Raw genomic sequence first — 21017 nt, 5'->3', positions numbered from 1 at the left:
GGGCGCCTTGGCCCCGAGTCTCCCCGAAAGTGAGGGAACCTCCTATGACTTACGTCCCTCTTACCTCACGACCAGTGCATACACACGGTATGCCGAACCAGTGGGGCAACAGGTACTCCCAGGGTTGTTGGGGGAGTAGGGGGCAACAACGTGCGCAGTGCAGTGCACCGTCATCTCGGCAAGGTGGTGGCCGGGGCCGCCATCGCGGTGGCTTCGACCGCCGTGATGGTCGCCGTCACCCTGCCGGGGTCGGCGGGGGCCGACGAATCGGATGGCCGGCAGAAGGCCGGCGGGGCCGGACAGCAGGCGGTACCGGGGCAGGGCGAGGCCGTCGCACCCGGTGTCGTCGAGGAGGCACCGGCCGAGGGCGAGAAGGGCAAGGGCAATGACCCGCTGACCGACGACGAGATGAAGCGGGCCGAACAGCTCGCGGTCAACCGGCAGTTGTTCAACGCCAGCGAGGACGTCGAGGGTGAACGCGGCCCGCAGCGCGTGAGCATCGACCTGGCCGAGCCGGAGGCCGACTCCGGCGCCGGCGCGGACGGGCCCCGGCGTGCCGACGTGACGTTCTACGACTACCGGGACGACACCCTCGTCACCAGGACCGTCGACCTCGACACCGGCAAGGTCGTGGAGACCACCAACCGGCAGGGCGTCCAGCCGCCGCCCAGCCGCGCCGAGAGCATCGAGGCGGCGAGCCTGCTGATCGCCGACCCGCTGGGCGCGGACCTCAAGGCGGACTACAAGGACGCGACCGGCAAGGAACTCACCTCACCGGACCAGCTGCGGCTGAGCGGAGGCATCTACCGGGCCACGCCGGGCGCCCAGCCCGCCGTACTGGACAAGTGCGGCGAGCACCGCTGCGTACGGCTGTTCACCAAGGTCAAGAACGGGTCGTGGATCGACACCATGTCCCTGGTGATCGACCTGAGTACCCGCAAGGTCGCCGACCTCGACGGCTGAGCCGGACCTCCGTCCACTTTTCCAACCCGCACCTCCTGCAGGGAGTCACTTCTTCATGCGCGTGCACAACAGAATCAGCCGTGCCCACCGCCGGACGGCGGCCCTCGGTGTCGCCGTGGCCGCGCTGGCCACCGGTCTGACGACCGGGACCGGACCGGCCGCCGCCCAGCCGAAGACCGCCGCCGCGGCCGCCGCCGACTGCAGCGCCGCCTACCGCATCGAGCAGAAGCTCGCCGGCGGTACGACCTGGCGGATGTGCTGGCACTACCACAGCAAGGCCGGTCTCGTCCTGGACGACGTCTCCTACCAGCCCAAGGGCGAGGCCAAGCCGATCAAGGTCCTGAACAGCGGCCGGCTCGGCCAGATCCACGTCCCGTACGACGACGGAGGCGCGGAGTACGACGACCTGACGGGCCAGGACTTCGCCAAGGACCTGATGCCCCTGGCGCCCGGCGAGTGCCCCGGCGGCACCATCAAGACCGTCAAGATCCCGGACCCGCACGAGGGCGAGAACCCGAACGTCAAGGGCCTGTGCACCACCACCCGCGCGCGGGGCCACGCCTATCGGATGCAGGGCGACACCGCGAACAAGGTCTACCAGGCCCAGGGCAAGGACCTGCTCGTCTACACGGTCAACCAGGTCGGCTGGTACGAGTACATGACCGAATGGCGTTTCCAGGACGACGGCACGATCAACATGAACGTCGGCGCCACCGGCAGCCTCTCCCCGGTCGACTACGACGCGGGTGACGGACGCGGCTGGCCCATCGGCAAGGGTCCCAAGGCCAAGGCCACCAGCCACAGCCACAACGCCTTCTGGCGGCTCGACTTCGCCCTCGACGGCTCCACCAAGAACCGGGTCGAGCAGTACGACTCGACCGTCTCCCCGCCCCGCGGCCAGCAGTTCGCCCCGACGACCAAGACCACCAGCACCAAGGTCACCAAGGAACTCGCGGGCGACGCCAAGGGCTATCGCTGGTGGCGGATGGTCAGCGCGACCGGCAAGAACAAGGACGGCCACGCGCGCTCGTACGAGTTCGTCCCCGGCCCGAGCACCAAGTACCCGGGCCGCAGTTTCACCAAGCACGACATGTACTTCACCCAGTACAACAAGTGCGAGCTCTTCGCCAGCAACAATCCGGGCTGTGCGGGCTCCCACCCCAAGTCCGTCGACAAGTGGGTAGGCGGACAGACCCTCACGCACCCCGTGGCCTGGGTCAATGTGGGCTTCCACCACATAGCCCGGGACGAGGACCAGCAGCCCATGCCGGTCCACTGGCAGGGATTCTCCATCGCCCCGCGCGATGTCACCGCCATGAATCCGCTCACTCCGGCTGAGCTGGCCGATCAGAACGGCAATCCCATGGACGGTAGTTGAGAAACGGTCCGTCCATCCGGCTGCACCTCGGGCCGCTACCGGAGTACCCTTCCTTGATCGTTGACACGGGGAGTGCTCGGGGGAGCGGAAGGCGGTGCGCGGGTGGGCTCGGGAGGGCTGGAGTTGCCCCCTGGTGACGAGGGTCACGAGGGGAACTCCGCAGACGTCCCGCCCGGCACGGTGTCCTTGGCCCGTCCGATGGACACGGGTTCCATTGGACCGGAGCTGGACTGGGACGCCGACGCCTGGCGCGAGGTACGTACGCGCGCCCAGCGAGCCGGCCGGGCCTACATCTGGCTGAATCTCGTCGAACAGCGGCTGCGCGCGGTCGTGGCCGCTGTTCTGCGTCCCATCTACGAACCCGTCCACGGCGACGAATGGGTGGTCGCCGCGGCCGGACCCGCCGGGCAGGAGTGGGTGCAGCGCGCGGTCGCGGTACGCGAAGTCAGCCGCCGCAAGGGCTACTTGCTCGACCCGGCCGACGACAACGTGCTCAGCTTCCTCACCCTGCCGCAGCTGCGCGAGCTGATGGTGCAGCACTGGCCCTGCTTCGAGCCCTATTTCGACGAGCGCCGGGACGTCGAGCTCGCCCTGGACGAGCTGGAAGTCACGCGGAATGTCGTCTCCCGCAACCGGGCCCTCTCGGAAGCGGTCCTCAATCAGGCCGAGCGGGCCTCCGCCCGCCTCCTCGACATCCTCGGCACGGGCGGCGACGTACCGTCCGCGCGCCGGCTGCCCGTCGACGCGGTCGAGGACCTCGTCGGCGAACGGTACGCGGACGTGGTCGCCGTGCACCCCGACCGGGTGCGGCTGCTGCGGCAGTTCCCCGCCGAGGACATCTTCGGCGGCGCCCGTCGGCTCGACGCCATCGGTATCGGCCTCAACCTGCTCGTGCAGAACTTCTCCGGACGACGGCTGGTCCGGCTGGCCGAGTCGGGCTGCCGGGTACGGCTGCTGTTCCTCAACCCGGCCTCCAGCGCGGTCAAGCGCCGCGAACGCGAACTGGGCATCAAACGCGGGGAGTTGAGCCGCGCGGTCGAGATGAACATCCTGCACATGCGGCGGGTGCGGTCCAGGCTGCGCGACCCGGGCGCCTTCGAGATCCAGGTCTACGACGAGACGCCGCGCTTCACCGCCTACCTCGTCGACGGCGACGGCTCGGACGGGATCGCCGTCGTGCAGTCCTATCTGCGGCGGGCGCGGGGCATGGAGGCGCCGGTGCTAGTGCTGCGCAACGGCAGCAAGGTGGTCAAGCCGGGCGAAGTCGATGAGAGCGGGCTGTTTCCGACGTACCGCGAGGAGTTCGAGCAGGCTTGGGCCGATTCGCGGCCGGTGTCCTGACAAGTCCCCCGCCGGGTAAGCGGAATGCGGTCCTCTGATTGTCAGTGGCTCATGGGAAGGTGGAGACCACTGGGGGAAAGCACCACCGAGAAGGGGGGCCAGGCATGGGCTGGCACCGAGAGCTGCTGATCGGCTTCGACCTGGAGACGACGGGCACGGACCCGCGCAAGGCGCGGATCGTCACGGGGGCCGTGATCGAGGTCAGGGCCGGGCAGCCCATAGGGCGCCGGGAGTGGCTGGCCGATCCCGGGGTGGAGATCCCGGCGGACGCGGTGGCGGTACACGGCATCAGCAATGAGCGCGCCACCGCCGAGGGCAGGCCGGCCGACCAAGTCGCCGACGCCATCGCGGACGTCCTGGCGACGTACTGGAAGACGGGCGTCCCGGTCGTCGCCTACAACGCGGCCTTCGACCTGACCCTGCTGGCGGCGGAGCTACGGCGGCACGGCCTTCCGTCGCTGCGTGACCGCCTGGGCGGCGTCGACCCCGCCCCGGTCATCGACCCGTACACCATCGACCGGTCCGTCGACCGCTACCGCCGCGGCAAGCGCAACCTCGAAGCGGTCTGCGCCGAATACGGCGTCGCCCTCGACTCCGCCCACGACGCCACCTCCGACGCCCTCGCCGCAGCGGAACTGGCCTGCGCCATAGCCACCCGCCACCCCAAGATCGCCTCCCTCGGCCCCGCCGAACTCCACCGCCGCCAAATCGAGTGGTACGCCGAAAGAGCCGCCGACTTCCAAAACTTCCTGCGCAGCAAGGGCGAGGCGGACGCGGTGATCGACGGAACATGGCCCCTACGGGAACCGGCGGACGAGCCGGTCTGACGTCTCGTCGCGGATGACAGCCGGGGGCAGTATGCCCAAGCCGCGGGCAGTCGTGCCGCCTGGGGCGGCACGGGTGGGCGCGGGCGGCACCCGTCAGCGCCGGGCTGCGCGACGCCCCCGCCCCGCACCAGCGCCGGGTACGAAGTCAGCACCGGTCACCGCAACGCCCCTCAGAACGAAAACCACCGCACCGTCTCATCCCCGTCCCGCAAAGACCCCACCCGTCGCTGAAACTCGGTCAACGCAGCAGGATTGCTCGGCGCATGCTGCGCGACCCACGCGCAACTGGCGGTCTCCCGGGCACCGCGCAGCACAGAACACCCGTCCCACTCCCGCACATCCCAGCCATACGCGTCGGTGAAGGAGTCATACGCCGCCGCAGGAAGCCCGTAACGGTCGCGGGAGAGCGCCATGACCACCAGATCGTGCTCACGCAGATCCGCCGAGAACGTCTCCAGATCGACCAACACCGGCCCGTCCGGCCCGACATGCACATTGCGGGGCAGCGCGTCGCCATGGATCGGCCCGGGCGCCAGATGAGGAACCAGGGCAGCCGCGGCCGTCGCGAATCCGTCCCGCCGCTCACGCAGATAGTCCGCGTCGGCCGGAGAGATCGCGTCACCCGCAAGCCGCAGCCAGCGTTCCACACCGCCCAGCAGATCGCGGGGCGGCAGTTCGAAGGAGGGGGAGGGCAGTGCGTGGACGACCCGTAGCAGTTCGGCCAAATCCCGTGGCTCCGCGGGCCGTACGGGATCGGGCATCCGATGCCACACGGTCACCGGATGCCCCTCGACCAGGAGTGCCTTCGGCTCGGCCGCACGCACCGCCGGCACACCCGCCGCCTCGAGCCACAGCGCGATGTCCAACTCCCTCCGGGCACGGTCCAGCAGTTCGGCGTCGCGGCCCACCTTGACGACCAGGTCACCGGCGGCGAACACGGCGTTCTCACCCAGGGCGAGCAACCGCGCATCCCGTACCGGCCCCGGCAGCACCCCTGCCGCGGCCAGCACGTCCCGCGCCCGTGCCTCGTCCATCGTCCACCTCCGAGTGATCCTGAGTGATCCCTGTGCGTCCGCGTAGGGCGTCACCTTCCCGCCATCCGCCGGTCAGTGTCGCATTCGCACAGGTCGCGCCGGGCGCGCGGTGTCTTGACGACACCGACCGCCTTCACGACCATGACGGGGCCCGTCCGAGCCGCGCAAAGGGGCTGATTCCGTGACATTGGTGACCGAGGTGCGAGGGGAGGACGCCGCGAAACGCGCGCCGAGCACCGGCCGGAAACGCCCTGCCGCCGACCACGGCGCCTGGTTCCTGGTGTTACCCGCCCTGATCCCGATCCTGCTGCTGAGCGTCGGACCGCTGCTGTACGGGATCCTGCTGGCGTTCACCGACGCCCAGTCGGGCCGCACCGAGCCCACGGAGTGGATCGGCACGCTCAACTTCCGGGATCTGCTGCACGACACGCTGTTCTGGGAGTCGTTCCGGATCGGGTTGGTCTGGGCCGTCGGCGTGACCGTGCCGCAGTTCCTGCTCGCCCTCGGTCTCGCCCTGCTGCTCAACCAGGAGCTGCGCCTGAGATGGCTGGCCCGTGCGCTGGCCATCATCCCGTGGGCGATGCCCGAGGTGGTCGTCGGCGTGATGTGGCGGCTCGTCTACAACCCGGACGCGGGCATCCTCAACGAGACCCTGCGCGACCTCGGCCTCGGCGACGGCCGGGACTGGCTCAGCGGCCTGGCGACCGCCCTGCCCGCGGTGATCGTCGTCGGCGTCTGGGCGGGCATGCCGCAGACGACCGTCGCCCTGCTCGCCGGGCTGCAGAACACCCCGCGCGAACTCCACGAGGCGGCCGCCATGGACGGCGCGGGCGCCTGGCGCCGGTTCCGTACGGTCACCTGGCCCGCCCTCAGACCGGTCGCGCTGGCGATCACCGCCCTCAACTTTATTTGGAACTTCAATTCGTTCGCCCTGGTCTATGTGCTGACCAGCGGCGGACCCGGCGGCCGCACCCGCCTGCCCATGCTGTTCGCCTACGAAGAGGCCTTCCGCTACGGGCAGTTCGGCTATGCGGCGGCGATGGGATGCGTGATGGTCGCGGTGATCTCGGTGCTCCTCGCCGTCTTCCTCGCCGGCCGTCTGAGGGGAGGACAGGACACATGAGGACCAGCCAGGCGGCCCGCGCGGGCCAGTACGTGGCGCTGCTCGGGTATCTCGTCTTCCTCGCCTTTCCCTTCCTCTGGCTGATCTCCACCGCGTTCAAACCGCCACGCGAGCTGGGCAGCCTGCACCCCACCTGGATCCCGGAGAACCCCACCCTGGCCAACTTCCACCAGGCCTTCGACGAACAGCCGCTGCTGCACGCCGCGTTCAACTCCCTCGTCGCGGCGCTCGGGGCCGCGGTGATCGCCGTACTGATCGCGACACCGATGGCGTACGTCATGGCCCGGCACCGCACCCGGCTCGCGAGGGCCGCGACCGGCTGGGTGGTCGTCAGCCAGGCGTTCCCGCTGGTGCTGGTGATCATCCCGCTGTTCCTGGTGCTGAAGAACCTGCGGCTGATCAACTCCGTGCCCGGACTGGTCATGGTGTACGTGGTGTGGGCACTGCCGTTCGCGCTGTGGATGCTCGTGGGGTACGTACGCGCGGTGCCGGCCGAGTTGGAGGAGGCGGCGGCCGTCGACGGTGCCGGGCGGCTGCGCACCCTTGTCTCGGTGGTCGCGCCGCTGCTCGCACCGGGGATCGTGGCGACGGCGCTGTTCGCGTTCATCACCGCGTGGAACGAGTTCTTCTTCGCGCTGGTGCTGCTCAAGACACCGGAGAAACAGACGCTGCCGGTCGTGCTCACCCACTTCATCGGGGCGGAGGGCGTCGCCGACCTCGGCCCGCTCGCCGCCGCCGCGTTCCTCGCCACCCTGCCCTCGCTGGTCGTCTTCGCGATCATCCAGCGACGGATCACGGGCGGCATGCTCGCCGGGGCGGTGAAGAGCTGATGCGCATCATCTGGCGCGGTCTGCGGCCCCGATGGATCCCGGCCCTGGCGCTGGCCCTCACCATGCTGCTGACCGGCTGCACCAACGACGACGTGGCCCAGGACGGCCGTATCACGCTGCGCTTCCAGTCCCTCGCCTGGCAGGAGGAATCCGTCGTCGCCAACAAGGAGCTGGTGGCGCAGTGGAACGTGTCCCATCCCGAGGTCAAAGTCGAGTACGTGCAGGGGAGTTGGGACAGCGTCCACGACCAGCTGCTCACCTCCTTCGAGGGCGGTGAGGCGCCGGACATCATCCACGACGCCTCGGACGACCTCGCGGACTTCGCGTACGGCGGCTATCTGGCCGACCTCACGGACCTGCTGCCGCAGCGGCTGAAGTCCGACATCCCGCAGCGCAGTTGGCGCACGACGACCTTCGGGGACGGGATCTACGGCGTGCCGTTCCTCCAGGAGCCTCGCGTGCTCATCGCCAACGCCACCTGGCTGCGGCAGTCCGGCGTGCGGATCCCCACGCCCGAAAAGCCCTGGAGCTGGACCGAGTTCCGGCAGGTCACCGAGGAGCTGAGCGGAGAGGGGAAGTACGGCGTGGCCTGGCCGCTCAAGGAACCCGTCTCCGCCACGCTCAACCTGTCCCTGTCCACCGGAGGACAGCTGTTCCACCGGAACCAGGACGGCAAGGTCGCCATCCGCTTCGGGGCGGCCGACCAGGTGGTGCCGGACACCATCCACGACCAGGTCAACACCGACCGCAGCGCCTCGCCCACCACCCTCGGCAGTGGCGGCTCGGACACCCTGCCGGGCTTCTTCGGCGGGAAGTACGCGATGGTCCCGCTCGGCTTCTCGTACCGCCAGCAGATCGTGCAGCAGGCTCCCAAGGGCTTCGACTGGCAGGTGCTGCCCGCCCCCGCCGGAGCCGACGGGCTCGCCCAGGGAGTCAGCCCGCAGACGCTGTCCATCGCCGAGGACAGCCCGCACAAGAAGGAGGCCGCCGAGTTCATCGACTTCCTGCTCCGGCCGGAGAACATGGTCCGGCTGGCCCTGGGCGACTGGATGCTCCCCACCGGCACACAGGCACTGAAAGACCCCGCCCTGCACACCGCCGAGCACGACTGGGTCACCGGCACCGCCCTCGCCGCCCAGCTGCGCTCGGCACCCGCGCAGTCCGTCCGCGGCTATCCCGAGTGGAAGGACAAGGTGGCCACCCCGGCGTTCCAGGAGTACTACAGCGGGGCGATCGACATCGACGACCTGCGCAGACGCCTGGAGGAGGACGGCAATCTGGTGCTGGCGCGCTACCAACGCTGACGGCCCACCATTCCGTTTGCACGAGACGTCTCGTCTCGAATACTGTCGCTCGCATGACCGCCCCCGCCCACATCGCCATGTTCTCCATCGCCGCCCACGGCCACGTGAACCCCAGCCTCGAAGTGATCCGCGAGCTCGTCGCGCGCGGGCACCGGGTGACGTACGCGATCCCTCCGGTGTTCGCGGAGAAGGTCGCCGAGACCGGCGCCGAGCCCAAGCCGTGGAACTCGACGCTGCCCTCGCCCGACGACGACCCGGAGGAGTGGGGGAGCACCCTGCTGGACCATGTCGAGCCGTTCCTCGACGACGCGATCCAGGCGCTGCCCCAGTTGATCGCCGCGTACGAGGGCGACGAGCCGGACCTCGTGCTCCAGGACATCACCGCCTACCCGGCCCGCGTCCTGGCCCACCGCTGGGGCGTGCCCGCGATCTCGCTCTCCCCGACCATGGTCGCCTGGGAGGGCTATGAGCAGGAGGTCGCCGAGCCCATGTGGGAGGAGCCGAAGAAGACCGATCGCGGGCGTGCCTACTACGCCAAGTTCCACAACTGGCTGCGGGAGAACGGGATCACCCAGCACCCCGACCCCTTCGTCGGCCGCCCCGCCCGCTCCCTGGTCCTCATCCCGAAGGCCCTCCAGCCCAACGCCGACCGGGTCGACGAGAGCGTGTACACCTTCGTCGGCGCCTGCCAGGGCGACCGCTCGCACGAGGGCGACTGGCAGCGGCCGGCCGGCGCCCAGAAGGTGGCCCTGGTGTCGCTGGGATCGTCCTTCACCAAGCAGCCCGGGTTCTACCGCGAGTGCGTCAAGGCGTTCGGCGAGCTGCCGGGCTGGCACCTGGTCCTGCAGATCGGCAGGCACGTGGACCCCGCCGAGCTGGGTGCCGTACCGGACAACGTCGAAGTACGGTCCTGGATCCCGCAGTTGGCGGTCCTCAAGCAGGCCGATCTGTTCGTCACGCACGCCGGGGCGGGCGGCAGCCAGGAGGGAATGGCGACGGCCACGCCGATGATCGCCGTACCGCAGATGGTGGACCAGTTCGGCAACGCGGACATGCTCCAGGCGCTCGGTGTGGCCCGTCACCTTCCGATGGAGGAGGCGACCGCCGAGGCGCTGCGCACCGCCGCCCTCGCGCTCGTCGACGATCCCGAGGTCGCCCGGCGGCTGCGGGGCCTCCGGGCCGAGATGGCCCAGGAGGGCGGCACGCAGCGGGCGGCGGACCTCATCGAGGCGGAACTGCCCCGGAAGGTGTGAGCAGGAGAGGGCCCGTTGGCTCCCCTGTAGCCAACGGGCCCTCCGTTCGGGGGTGAGGTCAGACCCTCACCGGCTCACCCTCGTCGTCCCGCGACTGCGTTTCCCGCGTCACGGCCTTGGGCGCCTCGTCGTGCGTGAGGTCCGGCATCCGGTTCAGCCACTTCGGCAGATACCAGTTGCGCTCGCCCAGCAGCGCCATCACCGCCGGGAGCAGCACGCCCCGGATGATCGTCGCGTCGATGAGCACCGCGGCCGCGAGGCCCACGCCCATCTGCTTCATGGACTGCATCGACAGCGTTCCGAAGATCGCGAACACGGCGACCATGATGACCGCGGCGCTGGTGACGACACCGGCCGTGGTGACCACACCGTGGGCGATCGCGTCCTTCGTCGTCCGGCCGCGCAGTCGCGCCTCGCGGATCCGCGAGACCACGAACACGTGGTAGTCCATCGACAGGCCGAACAGGATCACGAAGAGGAACAGCGGCAGCCAGGTGATGATGGCGCCGACGCCCTCCGCGCCCACCAGGGACGCGCCCCAGCCGTGCTGGAAGACGGCGACGAGGATGCCGTACGCCGCTCCCACCGACAGCAGGTTCAGCACGATCGAGGTGATCGCGATGGTCAGCGAGCGGAAGCACAGCAGCATCAGCAGGAAGGCGAAGACCACGACGAACGCGAAGACCGGGACGACCGCTCCGGCCAGCTGGTCGTTGAAGTCCTTCGAGCCGGCGACCTGCCCGGTGATCGGCGCGTCGACGCCGTCGACCTTGCCGAGCGTGGCCGGCCGTACCTCGTCGCGCAGCTTGTCCAGGCTCGCGCCCGCTTTGTCCAGGTCGGAGCCGCCGACCAGCGGGACGTAGACGAAGGCGACGTTCTGCGCGTCGTGCAGCTTGATGTCCACCGGGCCGCGCGAGGCACCCGAACTGATCGCCTGCTCACGGAAGTCCGTGAGCGCGGCCTGCACCTGGGGAGCGTTGATGTCGTCGGCCTTGACGACCACCTCGGCCGGCTCGGAGCCGCCGGGGAAGGCGTCGTTGACGCGGTTGTACGTCTGCACGATCGGCAGCGAGTCGCCGAACTCCTGGTCCAGCGTGAGGTTCTGCGTCTTCATGCCCACCGCCGGAGCCGCGATCGCCAGCAGCACGCCGGCCGCCACGACGACGGAGGCGAGGGGCTTCGCGAGCACGCCCTTGAGGACGGCGGTCCAGAACCGGCTGTCCGAGCCGCCACCCTTGCGCTGACGGCGGCGCAGGAACAGAATCCGCCCCTTCTCCACCCGCCCGCCGAGCAGCGAAAGGAGCGCGGGCAGGACGGTCACGGAGCCGACCATGGCGACGGCCACGACCATCAGCGAGGCCAGGCCCATCGCCTCGAACTCGGCGAGCCCGGTGAACAGCATGCCCGCCATCGCCACGCACACCGTGACACCCGAGACGATGATCGCGCGCCCACTGGTGGCGGCGGCGATCCGCAGAGCGGTCTGCGCATCCCGGCCGGCCTCCCGCTCCTCGCGCTCGCGGCGCAGATAGAACAGGCAGTAGTCGACGCCGACGGCCAGACCGACCAGCAGCATCACGGAGTTCGCGGTCTCACTCATCGGCATCACATGGCTGACGATGCCCATCAGACCCATCGTCGCCATGATCGCGGTGATCGCCAGCAGCACCGGCAGCAGCGCCGCGACCAGCGCGCCGAAGGCGATCAGCAGAATGCCGAGGGCCACCGGCACCGCCGAGAACTCGGCCTTCTGGAAGTCGTCCCCGAACGCGTCGTCGAACGTCTTCATCATGCTGGCGGAGCCGATCTCCTCGATCCGCAGCGCCCCATGGTCCTTCTGCACGTCCTCGACGGCCTTGAGGACCGGCTCGACCCGCTCGCCCGCGGTCTCCGCGTCCCCGCGGATGTCGAACTGCACGAGCGCGCTGCGGCCGTCCTTCGAGATCGTGTCGCTCTCGTACGGCGACGTCACGTCCGTGACCTCACCGGTCCCCTCGACCGCCTTGACCACGGACTCGACCGCGGCCCGGAAGTCGGCGTCCGTGGCCTTGACGCCGCCGTCCTTCGACTGGATCAGGACGGTCTCACCGGCCGGCTCGTCGATCCCGGCGTCCTCGATGATCCTGGCGGCGGTGTGTGTCTCGCCCTTGAGCTGATCGCTGTCCTTGACGTCGACCCGGCCCGCGGCCGACCCGAGCCCCATCGCCAGGACGACGAACAGCACCCAGATACCGACGGCAGCCCATCGGTGCCGGGCGCTCCAGCCGCCGGCCCGGGCGGCGATGCCCCGCACCCGTATATCTCCGTTCCCCATGACGGGCTTGCCCCCTCGTCAACGGTGCCGGCCCCCTGCCGTCACCTTTAGTTTCGAAGGTATGGGCCGGATAAAGCCATCTCGTCGTGCTGCCCGGTGAGGTGCCCTGGCCGCGAGTCATCCCTTCGGGTACCGAGGTCTCACCACTGGGGAGGACCGTGGTCCCTTACATCTACTCGGAGTCCTCGGGGGCGGGGACCAGGGTGCGCATAAGCTGGGCTGATGACGATGTATGCGGCGCTGCTGCGCGGAATCAACGTGGGCGGCAGCAGGAAGGTCCCGATGGCCGAGCTGCGCACGCTCATGGAGGGCCTCGGCCACGACGGCGTACGCACCTATCTGCAGAGCGGCCAGGCCGTGTTCTCCAGCGGCCACGGCGACGCGGAATCCCTCGCCGCGGAGCTGACACGGGCGATCGAGAAGCACTTCGGCTTCGGCGTCGACGTGATCGTGCGCGACCACGCCTATCTGAAGGCGATCGCCGAGGCCTGTCCGTTCCCGGCCGCCGACCTCGAGGCCAAGCAACTGCACGTCATCTACTTCTCCGCGCCGGTCGACCCCGACCGCTTCGCCGAGATCGACCAGGCCGCATACCTTCCCGAGGAGTTCCGCCTCGGCGACCGCGCGCTGTACCTGTACGCGCCGAACGGCCTGGGCCGCTCCAAGCTCGCCGAGCACCTCTCCAAGCCCCGGCTGAACAAGGGCGTGATCGCCACGTCCCGCAACTGGAACACGGTCGTCAAGCTCGTGGAAATGACCGGTGACTGAGGACGATTCCGCCGTGAAGGCAGCCATCGAGGGCGAGTTGAGGCTGCTCACCCCCGAGGTCCGCCGCTCGCCCGAGCTGCTCGGGGCGCTGCTGCACCCCGACTTCCATGAGATCGGCGCTTCCGGCCGGGTCTGGGACCGGGCCTCGATCATCGCCTCGCTGGCCGCGACGACCGAGCCCGGTGCCCGGCCGATCGGCACCTCTCGTATGAAGGGCGTCCAGCTCGCGCCCGACCTCGTCCACCTCACCTTCGACACGGACAACAACGGCCGCCGCGCACACCGCAGTTCCCTGTGGCGGCTCACCCACAGGGGCTGGCTCCTCTACTTCCACCAGGCCACGCCGTTCACCTCCGACGCAGAGTGACCTTCCGTACGCCGTTGTAGGTGGTGTACGAGGTGATCTCGTCCGGCACCGTCAGCGGCGGGCTCGCGTACAGCCGGCGCAGTTCCTCCTCCGACCGGGCCGCGGCCACCGCGTCGGTCAGCGCGAGGTCCTCATCGGTGAGCAGCGCGTCGTTCTCGATCTCGGGGCCCCAGCTGTCCCAGGGGAGGAGTTCCACGCCGTTCAGCGCGGCCAGATCGCGGCGGACGTTGGCCCGTACGAACCACAGACCCGTGTACGACAGCCCCTCGATCCCATTGAGGTCGATCAGACCGAAGCCCTGCGGGTCCGCCCGCCCCTCGCGACACGCCCGCCAGGCGTCCGCGGCCACCACGAACTGATCGCGGGGCACGTCGAGGGGGTCGAAGGGAACGTCGTGCTCGTGGTGGACCTGCGGGTCGGCCAGCCGCCAACTCCCGTCCGGAAGGCGGTACTCGGTGACCCAGTGGTCGGAGTGGAAGCCCTCGTCGAAGTACGTGGCGAAGCCGCACCGGATCCGCGCCGCCGTCCCTGTCGCCCGCAGCAGCGAGCAGTGCAGCAACGCGAAGTCCCGGCACGTCCCCACGAACCGTCGCGCCGGCTCCCGGGGCTCGGTCAGCGGCGTGTCCCCGCGCTCACGCAGAATCTGCAGGAGTTCGGTGACGTACCGCGCCTCGGCATCGTCGTGCAGCCGCCGCTCGGGGACGACGTATCCGAACTGCTCTCCCTCGCCCCGATGGATGATCAGATCCCGTACGACGCGGGCGAGTTCACCGGGATCACGCGGCAGCCCGCTCGTGTCGAGGTCACCCGGGTCGCTGTACACCGTCTGCTTCAGGTGGATGTCCATGCCCGGACACTTGGCTCTGCCCCAGGGGCAAAGTCAACCCCCGTCGGGTCCGTCAGGCGCCGACCGCCGTCAGCATCGGCGTGCGTGCCGCGTCGTAGCGCTCCAGCAGTACCCGCGCCACCTCCGGTGCCGGGCCCAGCACATCGGCCAGTACGTCCGCCTCGGCCGCGCCGCGGGCGATGCGGTCCGGCAGGAAGCCGGGGGCCAGGACGTACGGGGCGACGGCGATCTTCGAGCAGCCCAGGGACCTGAGCTCCCGCACCGCGTCCTCGGTGCGGGGCAGGGCCGCGGAGGCGAACGCGGGTCGCACGGCGCACCAACCGGTGTGCCACCACTCCCGCGCGATGTCGGCGATCACCGCGATCGCCTCCGGGTCGGTGGACCCCGCCGAGGCCAGCACGACCCCGGTCGAGGACTTGTCGGCGGGCGTCAGTCCCGCCTCGTACAACCGCCGTTCAAGGGCCTGGAGGAGCAGCGGGGACGGGCCCAGCACCTCCGCCTGGCGGATCCGCAGCCGCGGCGGGGCGTCTCGCAGTACGGCGGGGATGTCGGCCTTCGCGTGGAAGGCGCGGGTCAGCAGCAGCGGCAGGGCTACGACGTCCTGGACGCCCTCCGCCGCCAGGGACTCCAGCACGCCCTGTACGGACGGGACGTTGAAGTCCAGGAAGCCGGTCTCCACGCGCAGCCCCGGCCGCCGCGACCGTACCCGGCGCACCAGGGCATGGACGGTCGCGGCGTGCCGCGGGTCGCGGCTGCCGTGGGCGATGACGAGAAGGACCGGCTTCTTGTTCATGGGACTCAGCTCTTCACCAGCAGACCGCGGGTGCGCAGTACCCACCGCTCCAGCGGGCTGAAGATCAGCAGATCGATGGCGATACCGACGAACAGGATGAGCAGGATGGCGAGGAAGACCGTCGCCATGCTGCTGTTGGTGCGGCCCACCTCCAGCAGCTGGCCGAGGCCCACGCCCAGGTCCGGGGCCTGCGCGATGATCTCCGCGGCCATCAGCGAGCGCCAGGAGAAGGCCCACCCCTGCTTCAGCCCCGCCACATAGCCGGGCAGCGCCGCGGGCATCACGATGTGCCAGGTACCGCGCAGTCCGGTCGCCCCCAGCGTCCGCCCCGCGCGCAGGATCAGCGGCGGCACCTGGTCGACGCCGGACACCAGACCGTTGGCGATCGACGGCACCGCGCCGAGCAGGATCACCGCGTACATCATCTCGGGCTTCAGGCCCAGCCAGATCACGGCGGCCGGCACCCACGCCACCGACGGCAGCGACTGCAGACCGGACAGGATCGGGCCGATGGCCGCGCGCACGAACTTCACCCGGGCCACGAGCAGGCCGAGCGGTGTGCCGATGACGAGGGCGAGCGCGAAGCCGAACAGGCCCCGCGAGACGCTCGTCCAGATGTAGTCGAGCAGCGTGCCCTTCAGCCACGCGTCCTCGACCTCGGCCCACACGGCACCGGGGGAGGGCAGCTTCGCGGGGTCGTCGACGATCTTCAGGGAGATCAGTCCCTGCCAGACGACGAGGACCACGGCGATCGCGATGATGGGCGGCAGGATCTTCTCGCGGAGGGTCTGCCGGAAGGGCGGCCGGCCGCTGACCGAGGTCTCCAGCGCGTCGAGGCCCGCCTCGATGCTCCCGGGGTCCTCCGTCGTCTTCGTGTCAGTGCTGGCCATGACGGCGGATCTCCCCACGCAGTACATCGGTGATCTCAAGGGACAGTTCGGCGACCGGGGCGTCCTCGATGCGGCGGGGCTGCGGGATGCCGACCGTCCACTCGCGGGCGATCCGGCCGGGCCGGGACGACAGCAGGATGACGCGCTGCGCCAGCCGCACCGCCTCGCGCACGTTGTGCGTGACGAAGAGAACGGACACCCCGGTCTCCGCCCAGATCCGCGTCAGCTCGTCGTGCAGCACGTCCCGCGTGATGGCGTCCAGCGCCGCGAACGGCTCGTCCATCAGCAGCAGCCGGCTCTCCTGCGCGAGCGCGCGGGCGAGGGCGACACGCTGGCGCATACCGCCGGACAGCTCGTGCACCCGCTTGCCGTGCGCGCCCTTGAGCCGTACGAGTTCGAGCAGTTCCTCGGCCTTGTCGCGCCGCTCGTTCTTCGCGACCCCCCTGAGCTTGAGGGCGAGTTCGATGTTCTTGCCCGCGGTCAGCCACGGGAAGAGGGCGTGCTCCTGGAACATCAGGGCCGGGCGCCCGTCCGTCGTGATGGACCCGGCGGTGGGCGCGTCGAGCCCCGCCACCAGGTTCAGCAGCGTGGACTTGCCGCAGCCCGAGGCCCCCAGGAGCGTGACGAACTCGCCGGGCGCGACATCGATGCTGATGTCGTCCAGCACGAGCTGCTGTCCGGCGGGGCCCGCGAACGACTTCGAGACGTGCTCGATCCGGGCGGCGTGTTCGTCCGTCGCGGCGCCGTCGGCGGCCTTGGCGAGGGTCGTGGTCGTGGCCATGGTCGTCACCTCCTGGGAACTCATCGGGTCGTTCGGTCAGCTCGCGCCGAGACCGGCGTCGTCGACGGTGCTCTCGCCCTCGGCCTTGAGGACCTTGTTGAGCAGCGTGAGGTCGTAGATGCCGGTCAGGTCCGGCTTCTCCAGCAGGCCGGCCTTGACCGCGTGCTCCGCCTCGGTGTTCAGGGTGGCGGCCAGCGGGTCGTCGGTGAACTGGATCGACGACCAGGCCGGGTCGAGGACATCGGCGGGCAGCGCCTTGCCCGAGTCCGCCTCGAGCTGCTTGTTCGCCGCCGCCTTGGCCTCGTCCGGGTTGGCGTTGATCCACTTGTTGGCCTCGACCGAGGCCTTCAGCACCGCCTCGACGGCCTTCGGGTGCTCCTTGAGGAATTCCTGTCGCACGATGATGTTCGTGATCACGAACTTCTTGTCCGGCCACAGGTCCGCCTCGTCCAGCAGCACCTTGCCGCCCTCGGCGACGAGCTTGGACGCGGTCGGCTCCGGCACCCAGGCGCCGTCGACGGAACCCGACTTGTAGGCGTCCGGGGTCACCTTGTTGTCGGTGCGGACCACCGAGACGTCGCCCTTGCCGCTCTCCGCGTCGACCTTCCAGCCCTGCTCCGAGATCCAGTTGAGGAACGCCACGTCCTGCGTGTTGCCCAGCTGCGGGGTCGCGATCTTCTTGCCCTTGACGTCCTTCAGGGACTTGATCTTGTCCGGGTTGACGACGAGCTTCACACCGCCGGACGCCGAACCGCCGATGATGCGCAGATTCTTGCCGCCGGACGCGGTGTAGCCGTTGATCGCCGGGGAGGGGCCGATCCAGCCGATGTCGATGGAGTCGGAGTTCAGCGCCTCGATCTCGGAGGGACCGGCGTTGAAGATCTGGTACTGGGCCTTGGTCGCGCCGAGCGCCTTCTGGAAGTAGCCCTTGTTCGCCCCCACGAGAGCGGTGCCGTGGGTCAGGTTCCCGAAGTAGCCGATCCGGACGGAGTCGAGACCGTCGGTCTTCTCCGCCCCCGCGGCCACCTTGGCGGTGTCGTCGTCCTCGGCCTGAGAGCCGTAGCCGCAGGCGGCGAGGGTGAGGAGGGGGAGCGCGGCGATGACCGCGAGGGTGCGACGTACGGCGAATGTGGCAGGCACGGGAGGGGTTCCTCTCGGAGGCCCGGCGGTCACGGTCTCTCAGGTCGTGGCCGGGAGGTCGGCAGGTTTTCGTCTACGGCGGTGGGGGGTGAGGGCGCGCGAGCGGTGCGCGTACGTCAGCACGCACATCGCGCCACTCCGCCCTGCCCGCTGCCGAGGGCGCCGCTGCCGACGCGGCCGCCCTCCTTCGCGAACGTGGAGTAGACATCGGGAGAGTCCATGGTCAGAAGTCCCACCCGTCGTCGTCGCCCTCGTCCCGGACCGGCTCCGGGGAGGCGAACGACTCGCCGACCATGCCCGCGGTGAGCGTGGTGCCGTCGTTCGGGTCGATCAGGATGAACGAGCCGGTGCGGCGCGAGTCGGCGTAGGAGTCGACCGGCAGCGGCTCGGCGGTGCGGATCTTCACCCGGCCGATGTCGTTGGCGACGAGCTGTCCCGGGTGCGGGTGCAGGGACAGGTCGGCGAGCGTGAGCCGGGACGGGATGTCCTTGACGATCGCCTTGACCGTGCGGGTGCCGTGCTTGAGCAGCACCCGGTGGCCGACGGTCAGCGGGGCGTCCGCGACATGGCAGACGGTCGCCTCGATGTCCTGCGTGGTGGGCGGCGCGTCCTTGCTGGGCACGATGAGGTCGCCGCGCGAGATGTCGATGTCGTCCTCGAGCAGGAGCGTCACCGACTGGGTGGTCCAGGCGACGTCGACGGGCTTGCCGAGCAGGTCGATACCGCTGATCTTCGTCGAGCGGCCGGACGGCAGCACCGAGACCTGCTCGCCGACGCGGAACGAACCGGCGGCGATCTGGCCCGCGTAGCCCCGGTAGTCCGGGTGCTCGGCGGTCTGCGGCCGGATCACGTACTGCACGGGCAGCCGGGCGTGGCAGTGGCTCAGGTCGTGGGCGACGGGCACCGTCTCCAGGTGCTCCAGCACCGTCGGGCCGCCGTACCAGTCCATGACCGCGGACGGCTCCACCACGTTGTCGCCCGCGAGCGCCGAGATCGGGATCGCGGTGACCTCGGGGACGCCCAGCTCGGTCGCGTACGCCGTGAACTCCTCGGCGATCGCGGCGAACACGGCTTCCTTGTAGTCGACGAGGTCCATCTTGTTGACGGCGAGGACCACGTGCGGGACGCGCAGCAGCGCGGCCAGCGCCGCGTGCCGGCGGGTCTGCTCGACGACGCCGTTGCGCGCGTCGATCAGGATGACCGTCAGCTCGGCGGTGGAGGCGCCGGTGACCATGTTGCGGGTGTACTGCACATGGCCGGGGGTGTCGGCGAGGATGAAGCGGCGCTTGGGGGTGGCGAAGTAGCGGTAGGCGACGTCGATGGTGATGCCCTGCTCGCGCTCGGCGCGCAGACCGTCGGTGAGGAGGGCGAGGTCGGGGGCGTCCTGGCCGCGGTTGCGGGAGGCGTGCTCGACGGCCTCCAGCTGGTCCGTGAGGATCGACTTGGAGTCGTGCAGCAGCCGTCCGACGAGCGTGGACTTGCCGTCGTCGACCGAGCCCGCCGTCGCGAAACGCAGCAGGGTGGTCTCCGACAACTGCTCGACCGACAGCGGCTCGGTGGGTTCCGTGGTGCTGGTCATCGTTAGAAGTACCCCTCGCGCTTACGGTCTTCCATCGCGGCCTCGGACATCTTGTCGTCGGCGCGGGTGGCGCCGCGCTCGGTGAGCCGGGACGCGGCGATCTCGGCGATCACGGCCTCCAGAGTCGTCGCGTCGGAGTCGACGGCGCCGGTGCAGGACATGTCGCCGACGGTGCGGTAGCGCACTTGCCGCTTCTCCACCGTCTCTGTCGCCTTCGGCCCGCCCCACTCGCCGGCGGTCAGCCACATGCCGGCCCGCTGGAACACCTCCCGCTCGTGCGCGAAGTAGATCTCTGGCAGCTCGATCTCCTCGCGGGCGATGTACTGCCACACGTCCAGCTCGGTCCAGTTGGACAGCGGGAAGACGCGCACGTGTTCGCCGGGTGCGTGGCGGCCGTTGTAGAGGTTCCACAGCTCGGGGCGCTGGCGGCGCGGGTCCCACTGCGAGAACTCGTCCCGCAGCGAGAACACCCGCTCCTTGGCGCGGGCCTTCTCCTCGTCCCGCCGCCCGCCGCCGAAGACGGCATCGAACTTCTCCGCCTGGATCTTCTCGGTCAGCGGCAGTGTCTGCAGCGGATTCCGCGTCCCGTCCGGGCGATCCTTGAGGACACCGCGGTCGATGTAGTCCTGCACGGACGCGACATGCAGCCGCAGGCCGTGCTGGGCGACCGTACGGTCCCGGTACTCCAGCACCTCGGGGAAGTTGTGCCCGGTGTCCACGTGCAGCAGCGAGAAGGGGATCGCCGCGGGGGCGAACGCCTTCAGCGCCAAGTGCAGCATGACGATGGAGTCCTTGCCGCCGGAGAAGAGGATCACCGGCCGCTCGAACTCACCCGCCACCTCACGGAAGATGTGCACGCCCTCGGACTCCAGGGCGTCGAGGTGGGACAGGGCGTACGGGGTGTCCGTACCCTCCTGCGCCGTGACCACGGTCGTCGTCATGCCAGTCCCCTTTCGGTGAGCAGGCCGTAAAGCGCGGCCGCGGACTCCTGCACGGTCTGGTTGTGCGACTCGATCCGCAGGTCGGGCGACTCGGGCTCCTCGTACGGGTCGTCGACCCCGGTCAGCCCGGTCAGCTCGCCCGCCGCCTGCTTGGCGTACAGACCCTTCACATCGCGTACGGAGCACACCTCGACCGGGGTGGCCACATGCACCTCCAGGTACGGCGCCCCGCTGTCCTGGTGGCGCTTGCGCACCGCCTCGCGGCTGTCGGCGTACGGCGCGATCACCGGGACCAGGGCCTTGACGCCGTTGCGGGCCAGCAGTTCGGCGAGGAAGCCGATGCGCTGCACATTGGTGTGCCGGTCCTCGCGGGAGAAGCCGAGGCCGGCCGAGATGAACTCGCGGATCTCGTCGCCGTCGAGCACCTCGACACGGTGGCCCTCCTCGCGCAGCCGGCCGGCCAGCTCGTACGCGATCGTGGTCTTGCCGGCGCTCGGCAGACCCGTGAGCCAGACGGTGGCTCCGGTCGTCACTTGCATCTCCA

19 protein-coding genes and 1 pseudogene are annotated in these 21017 nt (G+C 69.8%); 10 read left to right on the top strand and 10 right to left on the bottom strand.

Going from position 1 to position 21017, the window contains the following annotated elements:
* The first annotated feature begins 150 nt into the window (after positions 1–150).
* The 4 genes from AB0I98_RS08165 (at position 151) to AB0I98_RS08150 (ending at position 4509) form a co-directional block, all read left to right on the top strand.
* Complete coding sequence (locus AB0I98_RS08165) at positions 151–963, top strand: Tat pathway signal sequence domain protein (RefSeq protein ID WP_362937021.1); 813 nt, start codon at positions 151–153, stop codon at positions 961–963.
* A gap of 55 nt (positions 964–1018) precedes the next feature.
* Positions 1019–2341 carry a copper amine oxidase gene (locus tag AB0I98_RS08160; protein WP_362937018.1) on the top strand — a complete coding sequence of 441 codons (1323 nt, stop codon included), beginning with the start codon at positions 1019–1021 and terminating at the stop codon, positions 2339–2341.
* A gap of 102 nt (positions 2342–2443) precedes the next feature.
* Positions 2444–3682: an SAV2148 family HEPN domain-containing protein gene (locus AB0I98_RS08155; protein ID WP_362937169.1), complete on the top strand. Its 1239-nt coding sequence runs from the start codon at positions 2444–2446 to the stop codon at positions 3680–3682.
* Between the two features lie 104 nt (positions 3683–3786).
* Positions 3787–4509, top strand: a complete 723-nt coding sequence (locus AB0I98_RS08150) for a 3'-5' exonuclease (RefSeq protein WP_362937015.1) — start codon at positions 3787–3789, stop codon at positions 4507–4509.
* Positions 4510–4679: 170 nt separating this feature from the next.
* Here AB0I98_RS08150 and AB0I98_RS08145 read toward each other — a convergent pair whose 3' ends face one another.
* A complete protein-coding gene (locus AB0I98_RS08145) occupies positions 4680–5543 on the bottom strand; it encodes an aminoglycoside phosphotransferase family protein (RefSeq protein ID WP_362937012.1) in 864 nt (287 codons plus the stop codon).
* A 199-nt stretch (positions 5544–5742) separates the two neighbouring features.
* Here AB0I98_RS08145 and AB0I98_RS08140 point away from each other — a divergent pair, with 199 nt between their 5' ends.
* From AB0I98_RS08140 to mgt, 4 genes and pseudogenes are all read left to right on the top strand, one after another.
* The gene (locus AB0I98_RS08140) at positions 5743–6666 is read left to right on the top strand and encodes a sugar ABC transporter permease (protein WP_362937166.1); all 924 of its coding nucleotides are present in this window, start codon (positions 5743–5745) and stop codon (positions 6664–6666) included.
* Positions 6663–7496 carry a carbohydrate ABC transporter permease gene (locus tag AB0I98_RS08135; protein WP_362937009.1) on the top strand — a complete coding sequence of 278 codons (834 nt, stop codon included), beginning with the start codon at positions 6663–6665 and terminating at the stop codon, positions 7494–7496. The genes AB0I98_RS08140 and AB0I98_RS08135 overlap by 4 nt, the downstream gene beginning before the upstream one ends.
* A complete protein-coding gene (locus tag AB0I98_RS08130) occupies positions 7496–8800 on the top strand; it encodes a sugar ABC transporter substrate-binding protein (protein WP_362937006.1) in 1305 nt (434 codons plus the stop codon). The genes AB0I98_RS08135 and AB0I98_RS08130 overlap by 1 nt, the downstream gene beginning before the upstream one ends.
* Before the next feature lie 16 nt (positions 8801–8816).
* Positions 8817–10053: pseudogene (gene mgt / locus AB0I98_RS08125) on the top strand (macrolide-inactivating glycosyltransferase).
* Between the two features lie 58 nt (positions 10054–10111).
* On the opposite strand, the gene AB0I98_RS08120 reads toward mgt, so the two are convergent.
* A complete protein-coding gene (locus AB0I98_RS08120) occupies positions 10112–12367 on the bottom strand; it encodes an MMPL family transporter (protein WP_362937003.1) in 2256 nt (751 codons plus the stop codon).
* 219 nt (positions 12368–12586) lie between these two features.
* On the opposite strand from AB0I98_RS08120, the gene AB0I98_RS08115 reads away from it, so the two are divergent.
* Together AB0I98_RS08115 and AB0I98_RS08110 are read left to right on the top strand one after the other, a co-directional pair.
* The gene (locus tag AB0I98_RS08115; RefSeq protein WP_362937163.1) at positions 12587–13135 is read left to right on the top strand and encodes a DUF1697 domain-containing protein; all 549 of its coding nucleotides are present in this window, start codon (positions 12587–12589) and stop codon (positions 13133–13135) included.
* On the top strand, positions 13128–13502 hold the full coding sequence (locus tag AB0I98_RS08110; protein WP_362937000.1) for a DUF4440 domain-containing protein: 375 nt from the start codon (positions 13128–13130) through the stop codon (positions 13500–13502). The genes AB0I98_RS08115 and AB0I98_RS08110 overlap by 8 nt, the downstream gene beginning before the upstream one ends.
* Here the strand turns inward: AB0I98_RS08110 and AB0I98_RS08105 are convergent.
* The 8 genes from AB0I98_RS08105 to cysC all read right to left on the bottom strand — a co-directional run bounded on the left by AB0I98_RS08105 (position 13483) and on the right by cysC (position 21006).
* Entirely contained in the window at positions 13483–14349 is an 867-nt protein-coding gene (locus tag AB0I98_RS08105; RefSeq protein WP_362936997.1) for a transglutaminase-like domain-containing protein, read from the bottom strand. The genes AB0I98_RS08110 and AB0I98_RS08105 overlap by 20 nt on opposite strands.
* A 52-nt stretch (positions 14350–14401) precedes the next feature.
* Positions 14402–15142, bottom strand: coding sequence for a sirohydrochlorin chelatase (locus AB0I98_RS08100; RefSeq protein ID WP_362936994.1), 741 nt, complete (start codon positions 15140–15142; stop codon positions 14402–14404).
* 5 nt (positions 15143–15147) lie between these two features.
* Complete coding sequence (locus AB0I98_RS08095) at positions 15148–16032, bottom strand: ABC transporter permease (protein WP_362936991.1); 885 nt, start codon at positions 16030–16032, stop codon at positions 15148–15150.
* On the bottom strand, positions 16019–16837 hold the full coding sequence (locus AB0I98_RS08090) for an ABC transporter ATP-binding protein (RefSeq protein ID WP_362936988.1): 819 nt from the start codon (positions 16835–16837) through the stop codon (positions 16019–16021). Before AB0I98_RS08090 ends, AB0I98_RS08095 begins: the two co-directional genes overlap by 14 nt.
* A 12-nt stretch (positions 16838–16849) precedes the next feature.
* Complete coding sequence (locus tag AB0I98_RS08085; RefSeq protein WP_362936985.1) at positions 16850–17953, bottom strand: aliphatic sulfonate ABC transporter substrate-binding protein; 1104 nt, start codon at positions 17951–17953, stop codon at positions 16850–16852.
* Positions 17954–18176: 223 nt separating this feature from the next.
* The gene (locus tag AB0I98_RS08080; protein WP_362936982.1) at positions 18177–19532 is read right to left on the bottom strand and encodes a GTP-binding protein; all 1356 of its coding nucleotides are present in this window, start codon (positions 19530–19532) and stop codon (positions 18177–18179) included.
* A gap of 2 nt (positions 19533–19534) precedes the next feature.
* Positions 19535–20473: a sulfate adenylyltransferase subunit CysD gene (gene cysD, locus AB0I98_RS08075; protein WP_362936979.1), complete on the bottom strand. Its 939-nt coding sequence runs from the start codon at positions 20471–20473 to the stop codon at positions 19535–19537.
* Positions 20470–21006, bottom strand: coding sequence for an adenylyl-sulfate kinase (gene cysC / locus AB0I98_RS08070; RefSeq protein WP_362936976.1), 537 nt, complete (start codon positions 21004–21006; stop codon positions 20470–20472). Before cysC ends, cysD begins: the two co-directional genes overlap by 4 nt.
* Positions 21007–21017 lie beyond the last annotated feature (11 nt).

It is taken from the genome of Streptomyces sp. NPDC050211 (genome assembly GCF_040656035.1).
Lineage (GTDB): Bacteria > Actinomycetota > Actinomycetes > Streptomycetales > Streptomycetaceae > Streptomyces.
The sequence above is the reverse complement of the archived record's forward strand: the minus strand, read 5'-3'. Positions and strand labels throughout refer to the sequence as shown.